This window comes from Vibrio sp. AIC-3, assembly GCF_013114515.1.
Classification (GTDB): Bacteria; Pseudomonadota; Gammaproteobacteria; order Enterobacterales; family Vibrionaceae; genus Vibrio; species Vibrio crassostreae_C.
In genome coordinates this window covers 15,468-32,597 of the sequence record NZ_VTXG01000032.1, presented here as the reverse complement: position 1 = coordinate 32,597, position 17,130 = coordinate 15,468, and the positions used below count along the sequence as shown (strand labels likewise).

17 protein-coding genes are annotated in these 17,130 nt (G+C 45.4%); 5 read left to right on the top strand and 12 right to left on the bottom strand.

Annotated features, from left to right (window positions below; translation table 11 throughout):
* Positions 1 to 168: 168 nt before the first annotated feature.
* From F0229_RS18335 to F0229_RS18325, 3 genes are all read right to left on the bottom strand, one after another.
* Positions 169 to 405 carry a YecH family metal-binding protein gene (locus tag F0229_RS18335; RefSeq protein ID WP_017066763.1) on the bottom strand — a complete coding sequence of 79 codons (237 nt, stop codon included), beginning with the start codon at positions 403 to 405 and terminating at the stop codon, positions 169 to 171.
* A gap of 90 nt (positions 406 to 495) precedes the next feature.
* Positions 496 to 1,116: a lysoplasmalogenase gene (locus F0229_RS18330; RefSeq protein ID WP_171733417.1), complete on the bottom strand. Its 621-nt coding sequence runs from the start codon at positions 1,114 to 1,116 to the stop codon at positions 496 to 498.
* Between the two features lie 926 nt (positions 1,117 to 2,042).
* The gene (locus F0229_RS18325) at positions 2,043 to 2,417 is read right to left on the bottom strand and encodes a hypothetical protein (protein WP_004736595.1); all 375 of its coding nucleotides are present in this window, start codon (positions 2,415 to 2,417) and stop codon (positions 2,043 to 2,045) included.
* Positions 2,418 to 2,661: 244 nt separating this feature from the next.
* Here F0229_RS18325 and F0229_RS18320 point away from each other — a divergent pair, with 244 nt between their 5' ends.
* Positions 2,662 to 2,991 carry a DUF2500 domain-containing protein gene (locus tag F0229_RS18320; protein WP_017061032.1) on the top strand — a complete coding sequence of 110 codons (330 nt, stop codon included), beginning with the start codon at positions 2,662 to 2,664 and terminating at the stop codon, positions 2,989 to 2,991.
* A gap of 60 nt (positions 2,992 to 3,051) precedes the next feature.
* Here the strand turns inward: F0229_RS18320 and F0229_RS18315 are convergent, their stop codons facing one another.
* The 7 genes from F0229_RS18315 to rhtB form a co-directional block, all read right to left on the bottom strand.
* Entirely contained in the window at positions 3,052 to 4,065 is a 1,014-nt protein-coding gene (locus F0229_RS18315) for an acyltransferase (RefSeq protein ID WP_102488288.1), read from the bottom strand.
* 169 nt (positions 4,066 to 4,234) lie between these two features.
* The gene (gene arsJ / locus F0229_RS18310) at positions 4,235 to 5,455 is read right to left on the bottom strand and encodes an organoarsenical effux MFS transporter ArsJ (protein ID WP_171733416.1); all 1,221 of its coding nucleotides are present in this window, start codon (positions 5,453 to 5,455) and stop codon (positions 4,235 to 4,237) included.
* Positions 5,456 to 5,551: 96 nt separating this feature from the next.
* Positions 5,552 to 6,043 (bottom strand): cyclin-dependent kinase inhibitor 3 family protein, encoded by a 492-nt coding sequence (locus F0229_RS18305; protein ID WP_017061028.1) that lies wholly within the window; start codon positions 6,041 to 6,043, stop codon positions 5,552 to 5,554.
* Positions 6,044 to 6,064: 21 nt separating this feature from the next.
* On the bottom strand, positions 6,065 to 7,066 hold the full coding sequence (locus F0229_RS18300) for an ArsJ-associated glyceraldehyde-3-phosphate dehydrogenase (RefSeq protein ID WP_017061027.1): 1,002 nt from the start codon (positions 7,064 to 7,066) through the stop codon (positions 6,065 to 6,067).
* 173 nt (positions 7,067 to 7,239) lie between these two features.
* Complete coding sequence (locus tag F0229_RS18295; protein ID WP_017063763.1) at positions 7,240 to 7,581, bottom strand: metalloregulator ArsR/SmtB family transcription factor; 342 nt, start codon at positions 7,579 to 7,581, stop codon at positions 7,240 to 7,242.
* A 99-nt stretch (positions 7,582 to 7,680) separates the two neighbouring features.
* On the bottom strand, positions 7,681 to 8,901 hold the full coding sequence (locus F0229_RS18290; protein ID WP_017061025.1) for an EAL and HDOD domain-containing protein: 1,221 nt from the start codon (positions 8,899 to 8,901) through the stop codon (positions 7,681 to 7,683).
* A gap of 45 nt (positions 8,902 to 8,946) precedes the next feature.
* Entirely contained in the window at positions 8,947 to 9,564 is a 618-nt protein-coding gene (gene rhtB, locus F0229_RS18285) for a homoserine/homoserine lactone efflux protein (protein WP_017061024.1), read from the bottom strand.
* An 81-nt stretch (positions 9,565 to 9,645) separates the two neighbouring features.
* Here rhtB and F0229_RS18280 point away from each other — a divergent pair, with 81 nt between their 5' ends.
* The gene (locus F0229_RS18280) at positions 9,646 to 10,626 is read left to right on the top strand and encodes an alpha/beta fold hydrolase (protein ID WP_171733415.1); all 981 of its coding nucleotides are present in this window, start codon (positions 9,646 to 9,648) and stop codon (positions 10,624 to 10,626) included.
* 182 nt (positions 10,627 to 10,808) lie between these two features.
* A complete protein-coding gene (locus tag F0229_RS18275; RefSeq protein WP_017061022.1) occupies positions 10,809 to 11,636 on the top strand; it encodes a Cof-type HAD-IIB family hydrolase in 828 nt (275 codons plus the stop codon).
* 87 nt (positions 11,637 to 11,723) lie between these two features.
* Here the strand turns inward: F0229_RS18275 and F0229_RS18270 are convergent, their stop codons facing one another.
* Positions 11,724 to 12,191: an EVE domain-containing protein gene (locus F0229_RS18270; RefSeq protein ID WP_171733414.1), complete on the bottom strand. Its 468-nt coding sequence runs from the start codon at positions 12,189 to 12,191 to the stop codon at positions 11,724 to 11,726.
* A gap of 39 nt (positions 12,192 to 12,230) precedes the next feature.
* Between F0229_RS18270 and F0229_RS18265 the strand changes: the two genes are divergently transcribed.
* The gene (locus F0229_RS18265; protein ID WP_171733413.1) at positions 12,231 to 13,775 is read left to right on the top strand and encodes a COG3650 family protein; all 1,545 of its coding nucleotides are present in this window, start codon (positions 12,231 to 12,233) and stop codon (positions 13,773 to 13,775) included.
* Positions 13,776 to 13,777: 2 nt separating this feature from the next.
* Positions 13,778 to 14,374, top strand: a complete 597-nt coding sequence (locus tag F0229_RS18260) for a tRNA-uridine aminocarboxypropyltransferase (RefSeq protein ID WP_017061019.1) — start codon at positions 13,778 to 13,780, stop codon at positions 14,372 to 14,374.
* Between the two features lie 145 nt (positions 14,375 to 14,519).
* Here F0229_RS18260 and F0229_RS18255 read toward each other — a convergent pair whose 3' ends face one another.
* Positions 14,520 to 17,000: an EAL domain-containing protein gene (locus F0229_RS18255; protein WP_171733412.1), complete on the bottom strand. Its 2,481-nt coding sequence runs from the start codon at positions 16,998 to 17,000 to the stop codon at positions 14,520 to 14,522.
* Positions 17,001 to 17,130: the final 130 nt, after the last annotated feature.

Here is a 17,130-nt window from a genome sequence, read left to right as displayed (position 1 = left end):
AGCCTCAACATTGATTTTCGAACGCAGTGATAAGCGGGTTAACTGATGCTTTTAAAAGGGGATGTTATAAGAAGGCAAATTAGCGAAAGCAGATTGAAAGGTAATGAAAAGAGTGGAGCCGAAACATGCACCCACTCTTTATTCACGAATAAAACAAGCCACTAAGAATTAGTGATTACACACACGTTCGCGGTTAGTGCAAAGCTTATCATCGACAACGACAACCTTTTCCATCTTCAAGAAAAACTTCAACAGGCTATCTAAATCCAGACCATTGAGCTTACAAGTATGGAAGCGGGCTTCTTCGCCATAGGTTTGAGCAAGCGCTAATGTTAGCTCTTCGCGAGTCAGTGGCTTTTCACTAAGCAGGTTTAAAACGTTGTGTGCGTGAATTTCAGTCGTCATAACTCAATCTCATGTTTAATGAATTACACGTAGAGTACCGAGTTTTAGCAACGCCGTTTTGATGTAGCTCAGGCTTGAGAGAGCTCTACCCTAAATAGTAATCGATGCGACGATGAATGCGTGTGCGAGAAAGTAACTGCCCGTTACCCAAAAGTAAGCGCCCTTAATTGGGCAGCGGTAACTGTTTAGCGCATAAGCTAAGGCCGAAAGGAGCAGCACGCTACAGCCAGCAAAACCGACCGCGTGTGATAACTGAGGATCCAGCAGCCAAACCTCACCAGAAGCCCATGCTAACTGAATAAGCACAATGCCCATGATGACCACGGGAAAAACGAGTTTGTCTAAGCGTGGCAGCAGTAAAAAGAAAGCAACAACGCAAGCTGCCAATAACAGCGCGAACAACCACCAAACCATTTCACCTGATAGCTGTAACCAAAAAGCTTTGCTGTAACAGAGTTGAGCCAATAAGAAGCAGACAAAATGCAGAGGGCGTTTTTGAGTGAGAGTATGAAGCACATCTGCGATCGCAGAGATAGCCAACCCCGCAACTATCCAATAGGTAAAGTCAGCCACAACCGACTGAGTTAAAGCAATTGTCGCTAATAATACAAAGGTAAATACCTTATACGATAAGGCCTGACCGATATGTCCATGTTTCGTTCCTGCTATTGCTCCGATACCAGATAAGGAAACCGCTAACCAACTCCACATACCACTTGCCCTATTGCTTTAAATCGTCGCCAGTCTAGGCACACGAGTGTTGATGTAAAGCCTCAGCCCCTCAAAATTGGATCTTGATTACGCTTCCACTAAAAAGAGTCTCTTTAGATTGAAGTCGTAACAATTACCACCATGACAATGGCCATTCGTTTAAAACTAGAACGAATCATCATAAAACCCATTCAAACTGGCATTAGAGTCGCCATACTTGAATTTTGGCCAATTCTAACCTATCGACCCCACCAAAACCGGCCTAATTCCGTAAAATACCACACTTAAAAAATTAAAATAACCACATTTAAAGTAAATAATAACAATAACTTAAATAAACAAACTCAAGATTAATAGGAAAATAAAAACGCCAACCAAGCCTAGACTTGTAAAGTAGCCAGTTTTCTTTTTTAACGCCCAGTTTTGTCAGGTTATTTCAAGCCTCCGGTAAAAATCGCCACAAAAACCAAGCCGAAAACTTAAAAAACCAACCAAAACCAACCTAGCCACCACCAACCTCTATTAATACAGTTTAACAACCTTTAACAATATAAATTACACAAAACAACCATTACAAAACAACAAGTTAAATCAAATTAGAACAAACATAAATCACAACGAACAAATTAAGAACACACCATAAAACACAGTTAAACACTGCCAAACAAGCCAAAAACTCATAGTTTTCTACTACTTTTAAAGCTTTCGAAAGTAATTCTTGATCTAAGGTCATAAGTAGTGCTATTCTTTAAAACATAGCGAGAGACAACCAAATTTAGGAGTAGTGTTATGATTTCATCTTCGCAAAGACAAGGACTTGTAATGATCGCGGTAGTTGTAGGTCTAATGACACTACCGATGATGTACTAAGCAAGTTACAGATAAAAAAAGGGACGCCATGAGCGTCCCTTTTTTGTTCAATTTTTTCACTTCGAAAACAGATGCAGTGTTAGCACATCCCAGTTCGCATAATAGAAACCTGCGGCAGCTAAAGTCATTGCCATCATCAGTAAGATCGCAACTCGCCAGATAAAACGACCACTACGTGGAGTCAGCTCCTTCTCACAGTCGTTACACATCATGATGAACTTATGTTGGTCTTCCAACTTAGCCTCATGTTCATTGACTACCTTATTACGACACGTTGCGATATAGCGCAGCTTGCTCACCATATCGTGCGGTAGCCTTTCTTCACAGCTTGTTACAAGCTCATGCAATCCTTCGCCTTCGGCATGATATTGAAGCCTCAATAATTTCTCTATATTGCGAGTTCTTGTCACCACTTTTTCAATATCGGTCATCTTAGCCCTCCCACTCCACACTATAATTCTAGTCGAGCATTTCCCTATTCTTATACAAAATCACTGTTATTTACGAGAGAAAGAGACAATAAATAACAATGCTTTATCCCAAACTGACCATTAAATGTGATGTCTGCCGAAAAATAATCAGCTTGGCTTACAACAGTTCACGAATAACGGCTTTAAACACATATCCCTATTGCCTGAAAGACTAGAATAACCATCACGACTACATGGAGGTTATATGCCTAATTCACTCTTTTTTGCCATCTTTGCTCTCGCTGCTCTAGCGGCTTGGGTATTTATTGGTTTCTATCGAAAACACTCGCAAGGTGAAAATGCGCCAGAGAAGAAAGTGAATGTCACGGTGTTAGACAAACAATCGATCGACCTTCCTGACGCAGAACCGGGCCAAGAAGATCAAGAGTACTGGATTTACGTTCAACGTGGTGTGGTTGGTCCGAAGCGAGAATTCCAAGTCGGCATCCACTATTTCCACGCCCTTAACCCTGGCGACAAAGGAACCTTAACCTACCAAGGCGATAAGTTCTTACACTTTGCGTTGAAGCGCTAAACGTCAGCCGCTTCAACTGTCGTCCCTAAGCAATCCATCAGAAAGCCTTAGCAATCACCGCTAAGGCAATAACCAACGCGTTTTCTCTGACTTAGACACCAACCAGCTCATCCATAATGCGCCAGCTCCGCTGATCACAATCCATAATGGAATAACCCATGCCGGATGTCCTTGGTACCAACCAAACTCTTTCATCGGCCACAAGAAAATCGGGTGCAGCAGGTAAATACCTAAGCTGTGCTTACTGATAAAGCCAACCACTTGGTTACTCTTCTCAGACAGGCCTTCACCATAGTAACGGCATACCATGAACACCATGCTCGCGGCTAATACGGTATTCAACGTTTTGTAAGATAGCCAGCGCCCTACCGTGTACTCTTCTGCTACCAAGCTTGCATCAACCACCATGTAAACCGTGGTTAGTAACGCTAGCCCACCCAGTAACACACTCACGCCAACGGTCATCTTGTTAAGTGGCACAATCTTATACAGCAAGTAACCCAATGGTAAGTAACCGGTGTACAACCACAATTCGTGACTCCAAGGGCCATCGATTTTCAGTAAGAACAGCAATGTTGTGAACAACCATACCGCCGTAAAGGCATAGACCGATCTATCACCGTACTTTCTAACCATGATCTGCAAGAACGGAATCACAAAATAGAGTGGGATGAAGTAATAGAAGAAACCAAGGTGGTAATAGGTGTAATGATGGTAGCTATTAAGCAACACGTCCCAACTGACGTCGGCATCAAAGCCCATTGCCGACCAGCCCGACAGATAGGTATAGAAAAGCGACCAGACAATGAAAGGTATCAGTACCTTGCCCAAACGACGCTTGAGGTAGTACTTGGCGTCAAACGGGCGCTGATCACTGAGCATCAGTGCGCCAGTAATCAAAATGAACACCGGCACCGCCCAACGACTGAAACCGTTCACCGTAATGGCGGTCAGCCACTCACCGAAAGGAATGGTGCCTAATTCATTCCGATAAGGCGCCAAAACATGAATCGCGATAACTGCTATGGCCGCGACACATCGTGCTAAATCAAAAAAGAGAATTCGCTGCTTCATGTAAATGCCTGATTAATATTCAATCATTCTACTATAGCAATAAAAAAGCTGACCGGAATAAATACCAAGTCAGCTTAGTGTTAAAGGAGAGGCTTATCGCGAATTTAGCTCGTGTGAATTTAGTTCGTGCGACTTTCACTCTTACAAATGAGGCTCATGCGGCTGAAGCTTATGCTGCTGAGACTTGCGGCACTTTAGGTAAACGCAGAGAGATCACCGTCGTTATCGCTAAGAACGCAAAAGATACCCACAAACACGCAGACAAACCGGCCATTTGGAATACCAATCCTGACAAGATAGTGCCAATCAAACGGCCCATCGCGTTTGCCATGTAATAGAAACCGACATCAAGAGAAACGCCATCACCTTTCGCATAACTCACAATAAGGTATGAGTGCAGCGATGAATTCACCGCAAAGATGGCACCAAACACCATCAAGCCACCGATAATAACGAACTCGGGTTGCCAGCCAATTTGCACCGCATAGGCAATACCTGCAGTCACGATAGCCAACGCCCCCGCCCATAATAGCGCTGCATGTCCATCAGGCACCTTGCCTTGTGCTTTACCAGTAATCTTGGGTGCAATGCCCTGCACAAAGCCGTATGCGATAGTCCAAGCAGCTAAGAAACCGCCAACCCATGAGTGATCCCAACCAAACACACTGCCTAGGTAAATCGGCAAAGCAATCACAAACCACACATCACGAGCGCCAAACAGGAACATACGTGCTGCGGATAGGATGTTGATGGATTCAGACTTAGAGAAGATCTGTTTGAACTTAGGCTTGGTTTTCGCTTTGCCCATGTCCGCTTCTAAGCTCAACACACTGCCAACGAAGACCAATGCCAACACGGCTGCCATCGCGAGCACGGCGTATTGGAAGCCAATCGTTGAAAGCAGTAAACCACCAATAAAGAAGCCTGCCCCTTTAAGCGCATTCTTAGATCCGGTCAGAATCGCAATCCACTTATAAAGCGCGCCTTGTTGTTCATCAGGAACCAGAGTCTTAATTGAGCTCTTGGCACTCATCTTATTGAGGTCTTTAGCGATACCAGACAAGGCTTGCGCCGCCATGACCCAAGGAATGGTCAGCATTGCCGTTGGCACCGCGAGCATACCCAAGGCGACGACTTGCATGCCTAACCCAATGTTCATGGTCTTATTAAGGCCAAGACGCGCCCCTAACCAGCCACCGATTAGGTTAGTCACCACACCAAAGAATTCATAGAAAAGGAACAGTGAGGCGATTTCTAACGAACTGTAGCCAAGGTCGTAAAAATACAGAACCACCAACATGCGAAGTGCACCATCAGTAATGGTGAAGTTCCAGTAGTTAAAAGTCACCAACATGTATTGGCGAACGCTCTTACTTAGATTTGAAAACATAACGCTATCTCTGCAATCTAAACAAAAAGAGCTTTTGGATCATGATAAGTTCAACACTCCAGATACCAAAAGCTCCCTGTCTAACACTGATGACTATTAGCTATTCGCTACGCCATTAATGTATTCAACCTGGATAGGTTTAGTGAAGGCACCTGGACGCAGTGCCTGCACCTCTTGAACTACCTTGCTCAAATCCCAGCCTTTTTCTAACAGTAGGTGAGCTGCGAACAAACCAGTGCGACCAGAGCCGCCCATACAATGCATTGCAACCTTGCCGCCGTTATCGACGATGTTATGTAGCTCAGGGCTAGCTGCTTGCCACTTCGCAGCAAAACCAGCACCCGGTGCACAGTCGTCTTCAATTTCGATCTGGAACCATTGCATACCTAACGCACGTGTTTTTTCACCAAGTGCCGCCACGTCTTTGCTTGCAAGCTCATGGTCATCAAGTGCTGTCACGATAGCTTCAACGCCTTGCTCTTTTAGCTGAGCCAGTGATGCATCAAGCGTTGCTTCTTTTGTGCCTGGGCACGGAGTAAGCACTAGCGCACCTTGCTCTAGGTCTAGTTGCCATGTTGGATGTATCATTATATCTTCTCCAGATTCTTATTAAGCAAGGCCAACGGTACGAACAAGCTCAGCGGTACGTGTTGCGTAACCCATCTCATTGTCGTACCAAGCGTAGATCTTAACCATGCGCTTACCGACCAACATCGTTGATAGTGCATCCACGATTGTTGAGCGTTGGTCGCCTTTGTAATCGATAGAAACCAGTGGACGCTCTTCAAAGCCAAGAATACCTTTTAGTTCATTCTGAGACGCTTCTTTCAGCATCGCGTTAACTTCTTCTGCCGTGGTGTCTTGCTTCACTTCGAAGATGATGTCTGTCAGAGAAGCGTTCGCTAGCGGTACACGAACTGCGTGGCCGTTGATGCGGTTTTCTAGCTCAGGGAAGATCTCAACAATCGCTTTGGCGCTGCCCGTCGTTGTTGGGATAAGACTCATGCCACATGCACGTGCGCGGCGTAAGTCTTTGTGCGGCGCATCAAGAATAGTTTGCGTGTTAGTTAAATCGTGAATAGTGGTGAAGGCTGCGTTCTCGATACCAAGCTTCTCGTTGATCACCTTAACCACTGGCGCGATACAGTTCGTTGTACAAGACGCTGCCGTTACGATTTTGTGTACCGCAGGGTCGAAGATATTGTCATTCACACCAACAACGATGTTTGCGATGCCTTCTTCTTTCACTGGCGCCGATACCACAACACGTTTCACGCCCTGCTCTAGGTATTTGTTTAGGAAAGAGGTCTTACGGTGAACACCTGTCGCTTCGATAACCACATCACAACCAGACCAGTCGATCGCATCGATGTCGCGCTCTTGTGTGGTCTTGATGCGCTGGCCATTAATGATCATCTCATCGCCTTCTGCAGTTACTTCGTGGTGAAAGCGACCTTGAACTGAATCAAATTCTAGAAGGTGGGCCAGTGTTGTTGTGTCGCCAGCAACATCGTTAATTTGAACAAATTCTAGCTCATCCCAATCGAATGCCGCGCGAAGTGCTAGACGGCCGATACGACCAAAACCATTAATACCTACTTTGACTGTCATTTTCTGTTCTCTCAGTTAATTGCCTTCATATTTGAAGCCGCAGCGTTGTTGACTACGTTCACTTACCGGAGCGCCGGCCGCCCTAATTACATAGAGCCACTATGCTCATAGGGATAAGTTCACTTGTCGCCTAGCTGCAACTACAACTATTTCGGCATTAAGTTTTAATGTATTTAAACGCAACATACTGGGCGTGAGTTCATCGACTCTAAGCGCTCAATATCTTGCTGGTATTCAGTTTTCAAACAGTTCGATGCAATAAGGTCGTCAATTAACTTTAGCATCCAACCTGGTAAATCTTGTGACAGGCGGTAAAACACCCACTGCCCCTGGCGAACATCAATCAAAACACCGTTTGAACGCAGCTGCGCAAGATGGCGTGAAACCTTTGGCTGACTTTCTTGCAATGCCTGAGTCAACTCACCAACCGATAAGCACTCATTGCGAACTATCAACATTAAGCAACGCACTCGCGTTTCATCGGACAGTAATTTAAAAAATTGGTGAGGAAGCATAAAAACATACTCATATATGGATATGCACATATCTTAGATATAAAAAAACGCACGTCAAGGCGTGCGTTTCAATTGTCATAAAAGTTTAACGAAGAAATATCAGAGCTTGTTGGTCACGGTATGGCTCCAACGGCGCGCTTCAGTAAGCTCCGTTTTAACCTGATCCACGCTTAATCCTAAATCAGCGCAGTGCTCATCAATCTGTTGCCAATCGGCATGCTCAAAGCTCTCTTCAAGTGCGAGCAAGGTACCATATGGCCCTTCTCTACGTAATAGAGCAACCTTGATACTTTTACACAGCGGCAACTGCTCGACTAAGTTATCTAACGACAAGTCCAACAGAGCATCCAATAAGGAGAATAAGCCAATCATAAAGGCCTGTTCTCTATACCCTTCAAATGCCTGATAGCGAGACATACGCTGACAAAACTGAGCACGCTGTAGAGACAATCCATACAGCTCTTTAGGCTTTTTATCGGACACATAAGAGGCGACGGCTAACGAGACAAACATTTTCAGTTTCTCTTGACCTAGATATACCAAAGCCTGACGAAAAGAAGAGATGGTAACTTCAAGGCGCGGCGACATAGTATTCACAAAACGCAGCAGCTTATATGAGAGCGCCACATCTTTCGCGACAATGCTCTCCACCCGTTGAAAGTCCACATCGGGCTTACACACTTCTTGAAACAGCTCCATAGCAATCACTTGCTCAGGGCTAATGTATTTACTCTTGATGATTTCCGGTTTATTGAAAAAGTAACCTTGGAAAAACTTAAAGCCAGCCTCTTTGGCTTGCTGGAATTCTTGTTCGGTCTCAACGCGCTCCGCCAAAAAGCTAAACTTTTTCCCTTGATGCGCCCTAACCAAATCACACGCTTCATCCAAACCCATCTGCATAATATCGAGCTTTACGATATGCGTGTATTTAAGGAAACGTTCCCATTCTGGGGTCGAAGTAAAATCATCTAGGGCAATCATGTAACCCGCTTGGTAAAGGTCTTTAACCGCTTCCAACAATTCATCTGTTGGTTTACAGGTTTCCAGAATCTCTACCACCACCTTATCTTTCGGCAAACTTAAGGGCAGTCGACGAATCAAACTTTGATAAGGGAAGTTGATAAAGCAGCGTGAAGATGGAATAGAAGGGTTAAGACCAACAGACAAGAAGTTCTCAACAATCAGACGATACGTTGCTCGATTAGACTCAATATGCGCTGGGTACGCATTCTTTTCTCCATCGCGAAATAACAACTCATAGCCGAGTGTATTCCTCTTGCGATTTAAGATAGGTTGTCGAGCAACGTATGTAGCGGTCATTTCTTGATAACTCTGATTGGTTTAACTATAACTCAGTCGCTTAATCTAAGCTTTCGCGGCAGCTAGCAAAGCACCGCAGCCCATGAACATACCACCAAATATTTTATTTATCTTACCCATTATGCGATCAGAGCGAATAAAACGTCCCATTTGTGACGCTAATGAGGTGTAACCCAACATAACAACGCTATCAATGAATACTGTCGTCACACCTAGCACTAATAACTGAGGTGCTTGAGGTTGTGTAGGGTCAATAAACTGAGGAAACAAAGCCACCAAAAACACGATTGATTTCGGGTTAGTTAGGTTGATAAGCACAGCGTTTCTCAGCAGTTTGCCACTCGACAGAGTAGAGCTTTCTTCAGATGCTACTAGGCTCGAGCTATCACGCCACTTTTGAATACCTAACCAAAGTAAGTACACCACGCCGACCCACTTAATGATGGTGAACGCCAACGCAGACTTAGCAACGAGTGCACCGATACCCGCGCCCACCAGCATAATGTGAAACGCAAGACCAAGCTGTAAGCCAACAATTGATGCGAGTGACTTTTTAGTGCCATAGCTAAGCCCATTACTGATTGAGTTAACGGTACCCGAGCCCGGAGCCAAGCTAAACAAAATCGCTGTGACAACATAAGCAAGCCAAACATGAGTATCCATTTGCATTTCCTTACTAGTTCTTTAATCTAACAACATTAGTAGCAATAAAGCTCTCACACGCATCAGTTCAGGTAATTTCCCATGGAAAACCACAGCGAAGCCACCTTCCCTTACACTCAAGAACCTCAGTTCGATCATGCGATTAAACACCCGATCAACGCTCTTTGGCAACAAAGAAAAGAGGGGTTTTTAACATCGTCTGGTAAAAAGAAACTGTACTGGTGCAGCCTCACCTCAGAAAAGCACAGCAAAGCTATTGTGATTTCAAATGGCCGTATCGAATGCTGCCAAAAATACCAAGAAATCTTTTATGATTTTTATCAACAAGGCTATGACGTTTATTCATTTGACCACCAAGGTCAAGGCCAGTCTGAACGTATGGTAACAGGCTCTGACATTGGTCACATTCATGAGTTTGATGATTATGCATCTGACATGTCTGACGTCATTGCCAGTTTTGATCTCAGTAAGTATTCCAATCGCTACCTGCTCGCACACTCAATGGGCAGCACCATAGCCACTCGCTACCTACAAACCCATCCAGACCACCCGTTTGATAAGGTGACTCTGTGCGCTCCGATGTTTGGTATCAATACCGAGTGGTACCTGAAACCTATCGCGATGATCGTTGGACAAGTGCTTACCGCTTTTTATGCCAAGCCAACTTACGCGCCGGGCCAGCAAGCATATTATTCGAAGCCTTTTGAAAACAACTTACTGAGCCACAGTAAGGTTCGCTATCAGTGGTTCCGTCGCTTATATGACGAGTCTCCATCTTTGCAGGTGGGTGGACCAAGCACGCGTTGGGTGTGGCAAGGGTTAATGGCCGCCAAGCAAGCAATTCAACAAACTCGTCAAATCAAGATCCCTCTGCTATTGATTCAAGCTGGGGATGAAAAGATTGTCAGTAACAGTGCTCAAGTAAAGTTCATCTCTAAGCTGAAGAAAACCAACTCTGATTGTCAGTTTAAGTTGATTGAGGGTTCTAGGCATGAGGTGTTGTTTGAGCAGGATGAATATCGCAATCAAACACTGGATGCGATCAATCAGTTTTTCGCCTAGAGCTAATAGGCTAAGCAACCTACCAAGAAAATAAGCGCTAAAGAGGAAGAGAAGTAAGTGAGCTTTGCCCTCTTTTCTTGCATGAATTTGGCATACAATTTCTACCTAGAGATATTGTAGTTAAAACGATTCTAGCGCTGGCTAGCGTCAATATTGGTTAAGCATTTTGCAATGAGGGTTAAATGAGTATTCCTGCACTAAAAGATTCCGTGAAAATTGTTGCTTCTGATTTAGATGGTACGCTTTTGGCTCCCAACCATCAGCTAAGCGACTTTACCAAGCTAACGCTTAAGAAATTACACGACCAAGGTTATACCTTCATCTTCGCTACGGGTCGTCACCACGTCGATGTGGCGGGTATTCGTCAGATAGCAGGTATTCCGGCGTACATGATCACTTCAAACGGTGCACGCGTGCATGACCAAAACGATCAACTGATGTATAGCCAGAACGTACCTCAGGAACTCGTTCAGCCAGTTATTGATATTGTGCGCCAAGATCCAAACCTCTTTATTCACATGTACCAGAATGAAGATTGGTTACTAGACCGTGAAGATGAAATGTTGGCTAAATTCCACAGTGAGTCTGGCTTTAGCTACAAGCGCTTTGAAGCTGAAAACGCACCAAGCGAAGGCATCGCGAAAGTCTTCTTCACACATCCAGAACAAGACCACGAATATCTCGTCACGTTTGAACAAAAGCTAAGAGATGCTTTTGGCGACAAACTGAACATCGCCTTCTCTACACCTTGGTGTCTGGAAGTGATGGCAGCTGAAGTCTCTAAAGGCCACGCTCTAGACGCTGTTGCAAAATCACTAAACCTGACTCTGGATAACTGTGTTGCCTTTGGTGATGGCATGAACGACGCTGAAATGCTGGCTATGGCGGGTAAAGGTCTAATCATGGGTACATCACATGAGAAAGTGATGAAAGCACTACCTGACAATGAAGTGATTGGCAGTAACGCAGACGATGCCGTTGCTCACTACCTAGAAAAGCATCTGCTCTAATCTCGCTCGTTGAACAGATCTGAATAAATAAAAAGGCAGCCAACTGGCTGCCTTTTTTGAACCTTACGTAAAAAGCTCTCTCTAACGCTATCGAGAACCTAACACTTCTTTGCTTAAGATTGCCTGCCACTCTTGTTCGGTAACCGGCATGATCGATAAGCGATTACCGCGTTTCACCAAGGGCATTTCGGAGAGTTCAGGCATGGCTTTAAGCGTAACCAAAGGAATCAAGCGCTCAGTCACTCGCACAAACTCGACATCCACCATGATCCAGCGTGGGTTATCGGGTGAAGACTTAGGATCGTAGTAATCACTCTCAGGGTCGAACTGAAAGTAGTCTGGGTAGGCTTCTCTGGTTACTTTAGCGATCCCCGCTACGCCAACTTTTTTACATGATGAGTGGTATATCATCACCAGATCGCCAAGCTTGACGTCATCACGCATCATGTTTCGAGCCTGATAGTTGCGTACACCCTCCCAACAAGAGGTTTTTTGTACTCTAAGAGTCTGAATAGAGAAGGTGTCGGGTTCTGTTTTAAATAACCAATATGCCATAATAAATCCAATTAACGGTTGCTCCGAGGAAGATATAACATGAAGGTAATGAAAAACCCAGTGACATGGCTAGTCGCGTTCGCTCTACAAGGCTGTGTTACGGCACCTGATACGCCGCAACAACCTGAACAGCCCCCAGCAAACTTGGATGAGCCACTGAGCATTCAACCGCAAACCTTCATCATGCGTGGTCAGGTGGTGGTTGGCCATGAAAGCCGAACCTTCACTCCTTGCGGTAGCCAACAACAATACTGGTTAGACTTATCTCCAGAGTTAGTGTTAGAAGCACAAGGGCTCTCAACGAGACCTTACCAAGCCTTATATGGCGAGCTGATTGGTCACCTAACCGTGCCGAGCCAAACGGGTTATAACGCAGATTTCACAGCGCGTTTCGTGGTTGACCAAGTGAACATCCTAACCGCAGAGAACCCAGATCGCTGCGTCCAACCGCTGCGCTCAACACGAGTATTTGGTAATGAACCCTTCTGGTCAGCAACCTTCGATAAAGACCAGCTGAAATACACCAAGATGGGCGAACAGCCACAGACCCTCGATATTGAATCAAGCCGCACCACATCGAGCAGCCGTGACTACCAATTAGAAGGTAAAGCTGCACAAGGCAAACTCAACCTTACGAAAGAGAGCTGTAGCGACGGCATGAGCGATTCTATCTATGGATGGCATGCCAAGCTTAACCTCAATGACAGTAACTACAATGGCTGTGCGACGGTCTCTAACCAAGATCCAACGCTGGACTGGAGCGGACTCTACTTCGCTAGCTCAACGCAAAACTCAGGGTTCTCTATCAACCTTGAACTCAACAATGACCACAGTGCTATCACGACTTATTCATACAGCAATGGAGACCCTTCTATTGTTGAACAAGGCTTCTGGCAGCAACTGAACCAAAATCAGGTACAAGTGGTTATGACTCGCCACCAGCAACAATATTTGATCTCCGAGCGCATCTTCACACTCGATAATGGCAAGCTAATCGCTGAAAAAGAGAAAGTGGGCAACGTGGTGTATCCGATTGCCAATGGCGGTCTGGTGCTATTCGAAGCTAAGAGTGCGCAAGCACAAGTAAACACCACCACTAACGTTGATCTAACCGCAAAGCAGGTGAACTCCAGCGATCAACTTGATCCAAAAGTCGACCAAGCGATCCGCGAATACTTTAAGATCAACAACAGCTCACCTGACGACACTAAATACCGCTGGTTAACCTACGACCTCAACGGCGACGGTAAAGAAGAGCTGTTCGCCCAACTCGATTGGTGTGGTTCTGGTGGCTGTACACTGCTAATTTTCGAAAACCATCAAGATAACTGGCGCTTCAATAGCCGAGTGACACTGGTTAAGGGCGACATACGCTTAGGTAAATCGCAAAACCACGGCTGGCAGGATCTGATCTTCAATGTCAGTGGCGGCGGTGCAACACCGGCGAAACACACACTTTCATACTCTGGTGTCAGCTACCCGCTAAACCCAAGTGTCGCTCCAGTTGCAGATGATGCTGATATCAGCGACGTGGTTTTGTTTGCTGATGGTATCTCACCCGCACAAAGTGGAGTTAAGTTGTAAACATGAGTAACCAACAAGCTTGCCATGGTTGTAGCTTCACTCACCAATGTATTTGTCACCTGATACCTAGTGTCGCAAGCCAAATCGATCTTGTACTGCTCACTCATGAGAATGAACTGTCACGCGATACCAATACAGGGAAGCTGCTTCAGCAATCCCTTGATCAGTGTCAGTCCATTGTATGGCAAAGGAAAACACCACCAGCGGAGCTCATCGCACTGCTTGACGATGAAACACGACAACCGTTTCTTTTATTCCCAAGTGATCAAAGTGTCGAGTGCCAGCAAGCTGTAATGACCCAAGCCCAGAGCCGTAAGCCGCTATTCATCATCTTGGATGGCACATGGCAAGAAGCGAAGAAGATGCTTAACAAGAGCTCGTGGTTACAAGCCGTTCCGCAAGTTCACCTCGATATTACCAGCGAATCTTCATACACCTTGCGCCGCAACCAAGACAGTGGCCACTTGTGTACTTGTGAAGTGGGTATTGAGTTACTCAAATCTTTAGGTGAAAGTGAATCTGCCAAGCTCATTGATGACTACTACCAGCATTATCTAAAAGTGTTCCACGCCGACAAGTGTGGCCACGCCCTCAAATAGACCAAGCAGGCGCGCGGGAAGGTAAAAACACATTTCGGGACGAGACAGACACTAAAAACAAAAAGGGTGAGCCATAAGCTCACCCTTTTTACATCGTATTTTCGTTATTGAGCCAACCAGTGTTTCACGTGAAACGCTCGCTCCATCAAAACAAACGCTGAGGTTGACCAAAGTAATACCCTTGCAAGTAATCGACCCCCATGTCTTCAGCAATACGGCACACCTGCTCATTATGAACGAACTCCGCCACCGTCTTAGCATTCAGAATCTGGCATAAGCTCACCAACTGCTGAGCGATCTTGCGCTGCTTTTTATCTTTATCAATATTGCGAATCAAACTGCCATCAAGCTTGATCACCTGTGGTTCTAGCTTCAATATCTCATCAATGTTCGAATAGCCCGAACCAAAGTCATCAACAATAATATTCACACCAAGATCGCGGAAGTGATTACACACCTCAATCAAGCGACCGTAATCCTGAATTTGTTCCGTTTCTAACACCTCCAAGCCAATACGCTGTGGGTGACTGATTTTCTTGATCGCTTGTTCAAGGTGAAGAATGGTTTTCTCATTGCTGAAATCTTGTGGCGCTAAATTAATTGAGAACGAATCGGTTCGCTGACTCATAAAATCGAAGGTGCGCGTTATCATCTGACGACTGAGGCGTGTATAGATATGGGTTCCTTCAATGATTGGCAAGAACTTACCCGGTGCAATTAACTGACCGTCCTCTTCAATTCGAACCAAACACTCGTAGCTCTCTACCTGATGACTGTGTGCTGAAACTATGGGCTGAGAGCACGCCACAATATTCTGATTAAGCACCGCGCGACTCACGCACGACAGCCAACCAAGTTGCTCTTGGCGATGCTTCTCCAATTGAATGAGTGCCTTGGCGCTCACTAGGTGCTTGTTCTGGCTGACAGCGCTGCGCCTCGCATCAATCGCCTTCAACAATAAGTCATCAATAGAGGTAGTCGGGAAATCTCGACGGCTGGCGATACCCGCACAGATAGACACCGACAAGTAATCAATATCGGGTAAACCGGTAGGCTCAAAATTCACATGCTCGGTTTGATCGGCAAATTCCGAGAATCGCTGATGAATATGTTCTTGGCTCGCCCAACTATCAAACACCACCGCCCACTCACCAATACCGATACTGTAGAGCTGACAGCCCTCATCAAAGAACTGCCACAGCGCCTTTTGAAAGTACTCACTCAAATCATGCAGAAGCTTGTCACCTACTCGATAACCATACTTCTCATTGATCTGACCAAAGGTCGTGACCTTCAAAGCTAGTAAGTGGCTATCACTGCTCATCTTCGACAGTTTCTCACGCAGCACACTTCGATTGGGTAAACCTGTACGGTGATCAATTCGATAGCTTGCCGTCAATGCAGTGGCTTGCTGCTGAATCTTACTCGCCATGCTGTTGTTCATGTCATCGACATCAAGCAGTGCATTTCGGATCAATGAAAACAGAGGGGATATGTTGGTCGCGGGTTGCGTCTCTAATGGCAATACCGCCTTACCCTCGCCTTCTCTAAGCGCAAGATAAGTGAGGCTATGGTGCAAGATTCGCTGTTGGCCATTCTCTTGATAAAGTTCTCCCATGCAGTAAACGCCATAGCTGTCGGCCAATTTTTGGAAAACCTCAACCTCTTGGTTGCCATCAATAAAGTCGATACGAGATGTACAGTTATAAATGAAGAACTGTTCTGGCCTATGAGAGGCGATCTGCTGCACGCCCAGTCGTATCTGCTCTAAGGTCAGTGATGGATGGTCATAACAAAACCGGACCTCCTCGCCCACTTGGAACAGGCCGCTGAATTCTATCTCTCCACTTTCCGTTACCTTGAGCGGTAAGTGAATGTTTTGCTCTTTCGGGTCACCGACCATCAAGGGAAAGTTATGCAGTTGCTCAAAAGGCACTTCGAGGCCATCAGCGAGGTAACGATTGTAGAGTTCGCGAACAGGCATCCCATCCAGTTCCAACAACCGGTTCTCTTGAGCACCTGTCACTCGAAAAGTTCGACCAATCGGATTCCATTCAGTGTAGTAACCCTTAGCGATGGAGAGCTCAACACTGTGCAGCGCCAACATCACATAGGCATTTTCATAGCAAATGCCGTCTAACATCACCCATCGCCCATTATCTGTGATGGTCGATGCACCGCCACAGATCGGTAATGAATACATCGACTGCTCAAACGCTGAAAATAGATCTCGGTTATTTATCTGCAAGCGGTCTGCGAAACAGATGATGCTTTGAGTATTATCATTGCACTCAAGCTGTTGCCACATAGCGTGGCTATCGAGCAATGGTTGTTCGCTATATTCGACAACACCACAAGAGTAAGACGTCGCGTCAAAGCGGGTAACAATCAGATAAAGACCTTGGTGCAGGATGACACCTTGACTAATGTAGTGGTTAGCACTGCAACCAATCAATTTGGCATTGGGAAAAGTCGATTGAATCACTTGGCAGGCAGCCAAAACAGAACCTTTCTCGAAAGACGAAAACACCTGAATCAGTAGGCTTTCATGTTGATGAAAATCTATCTTTTCCAATTCACGTTGGGTTTGCTCAATGTCTTGTATCAGGAGAGAAGTCGACTGCATATTCACATTAATCGTTACGTTAATGATTTATTATTGTGCTTATTATAGATAAGGCTTGCACGGAATACTTGCGATCGCGTTATGAATAATGTGACCTTAGTTAGACATCATTCATTCCGCCAAAAAGCAG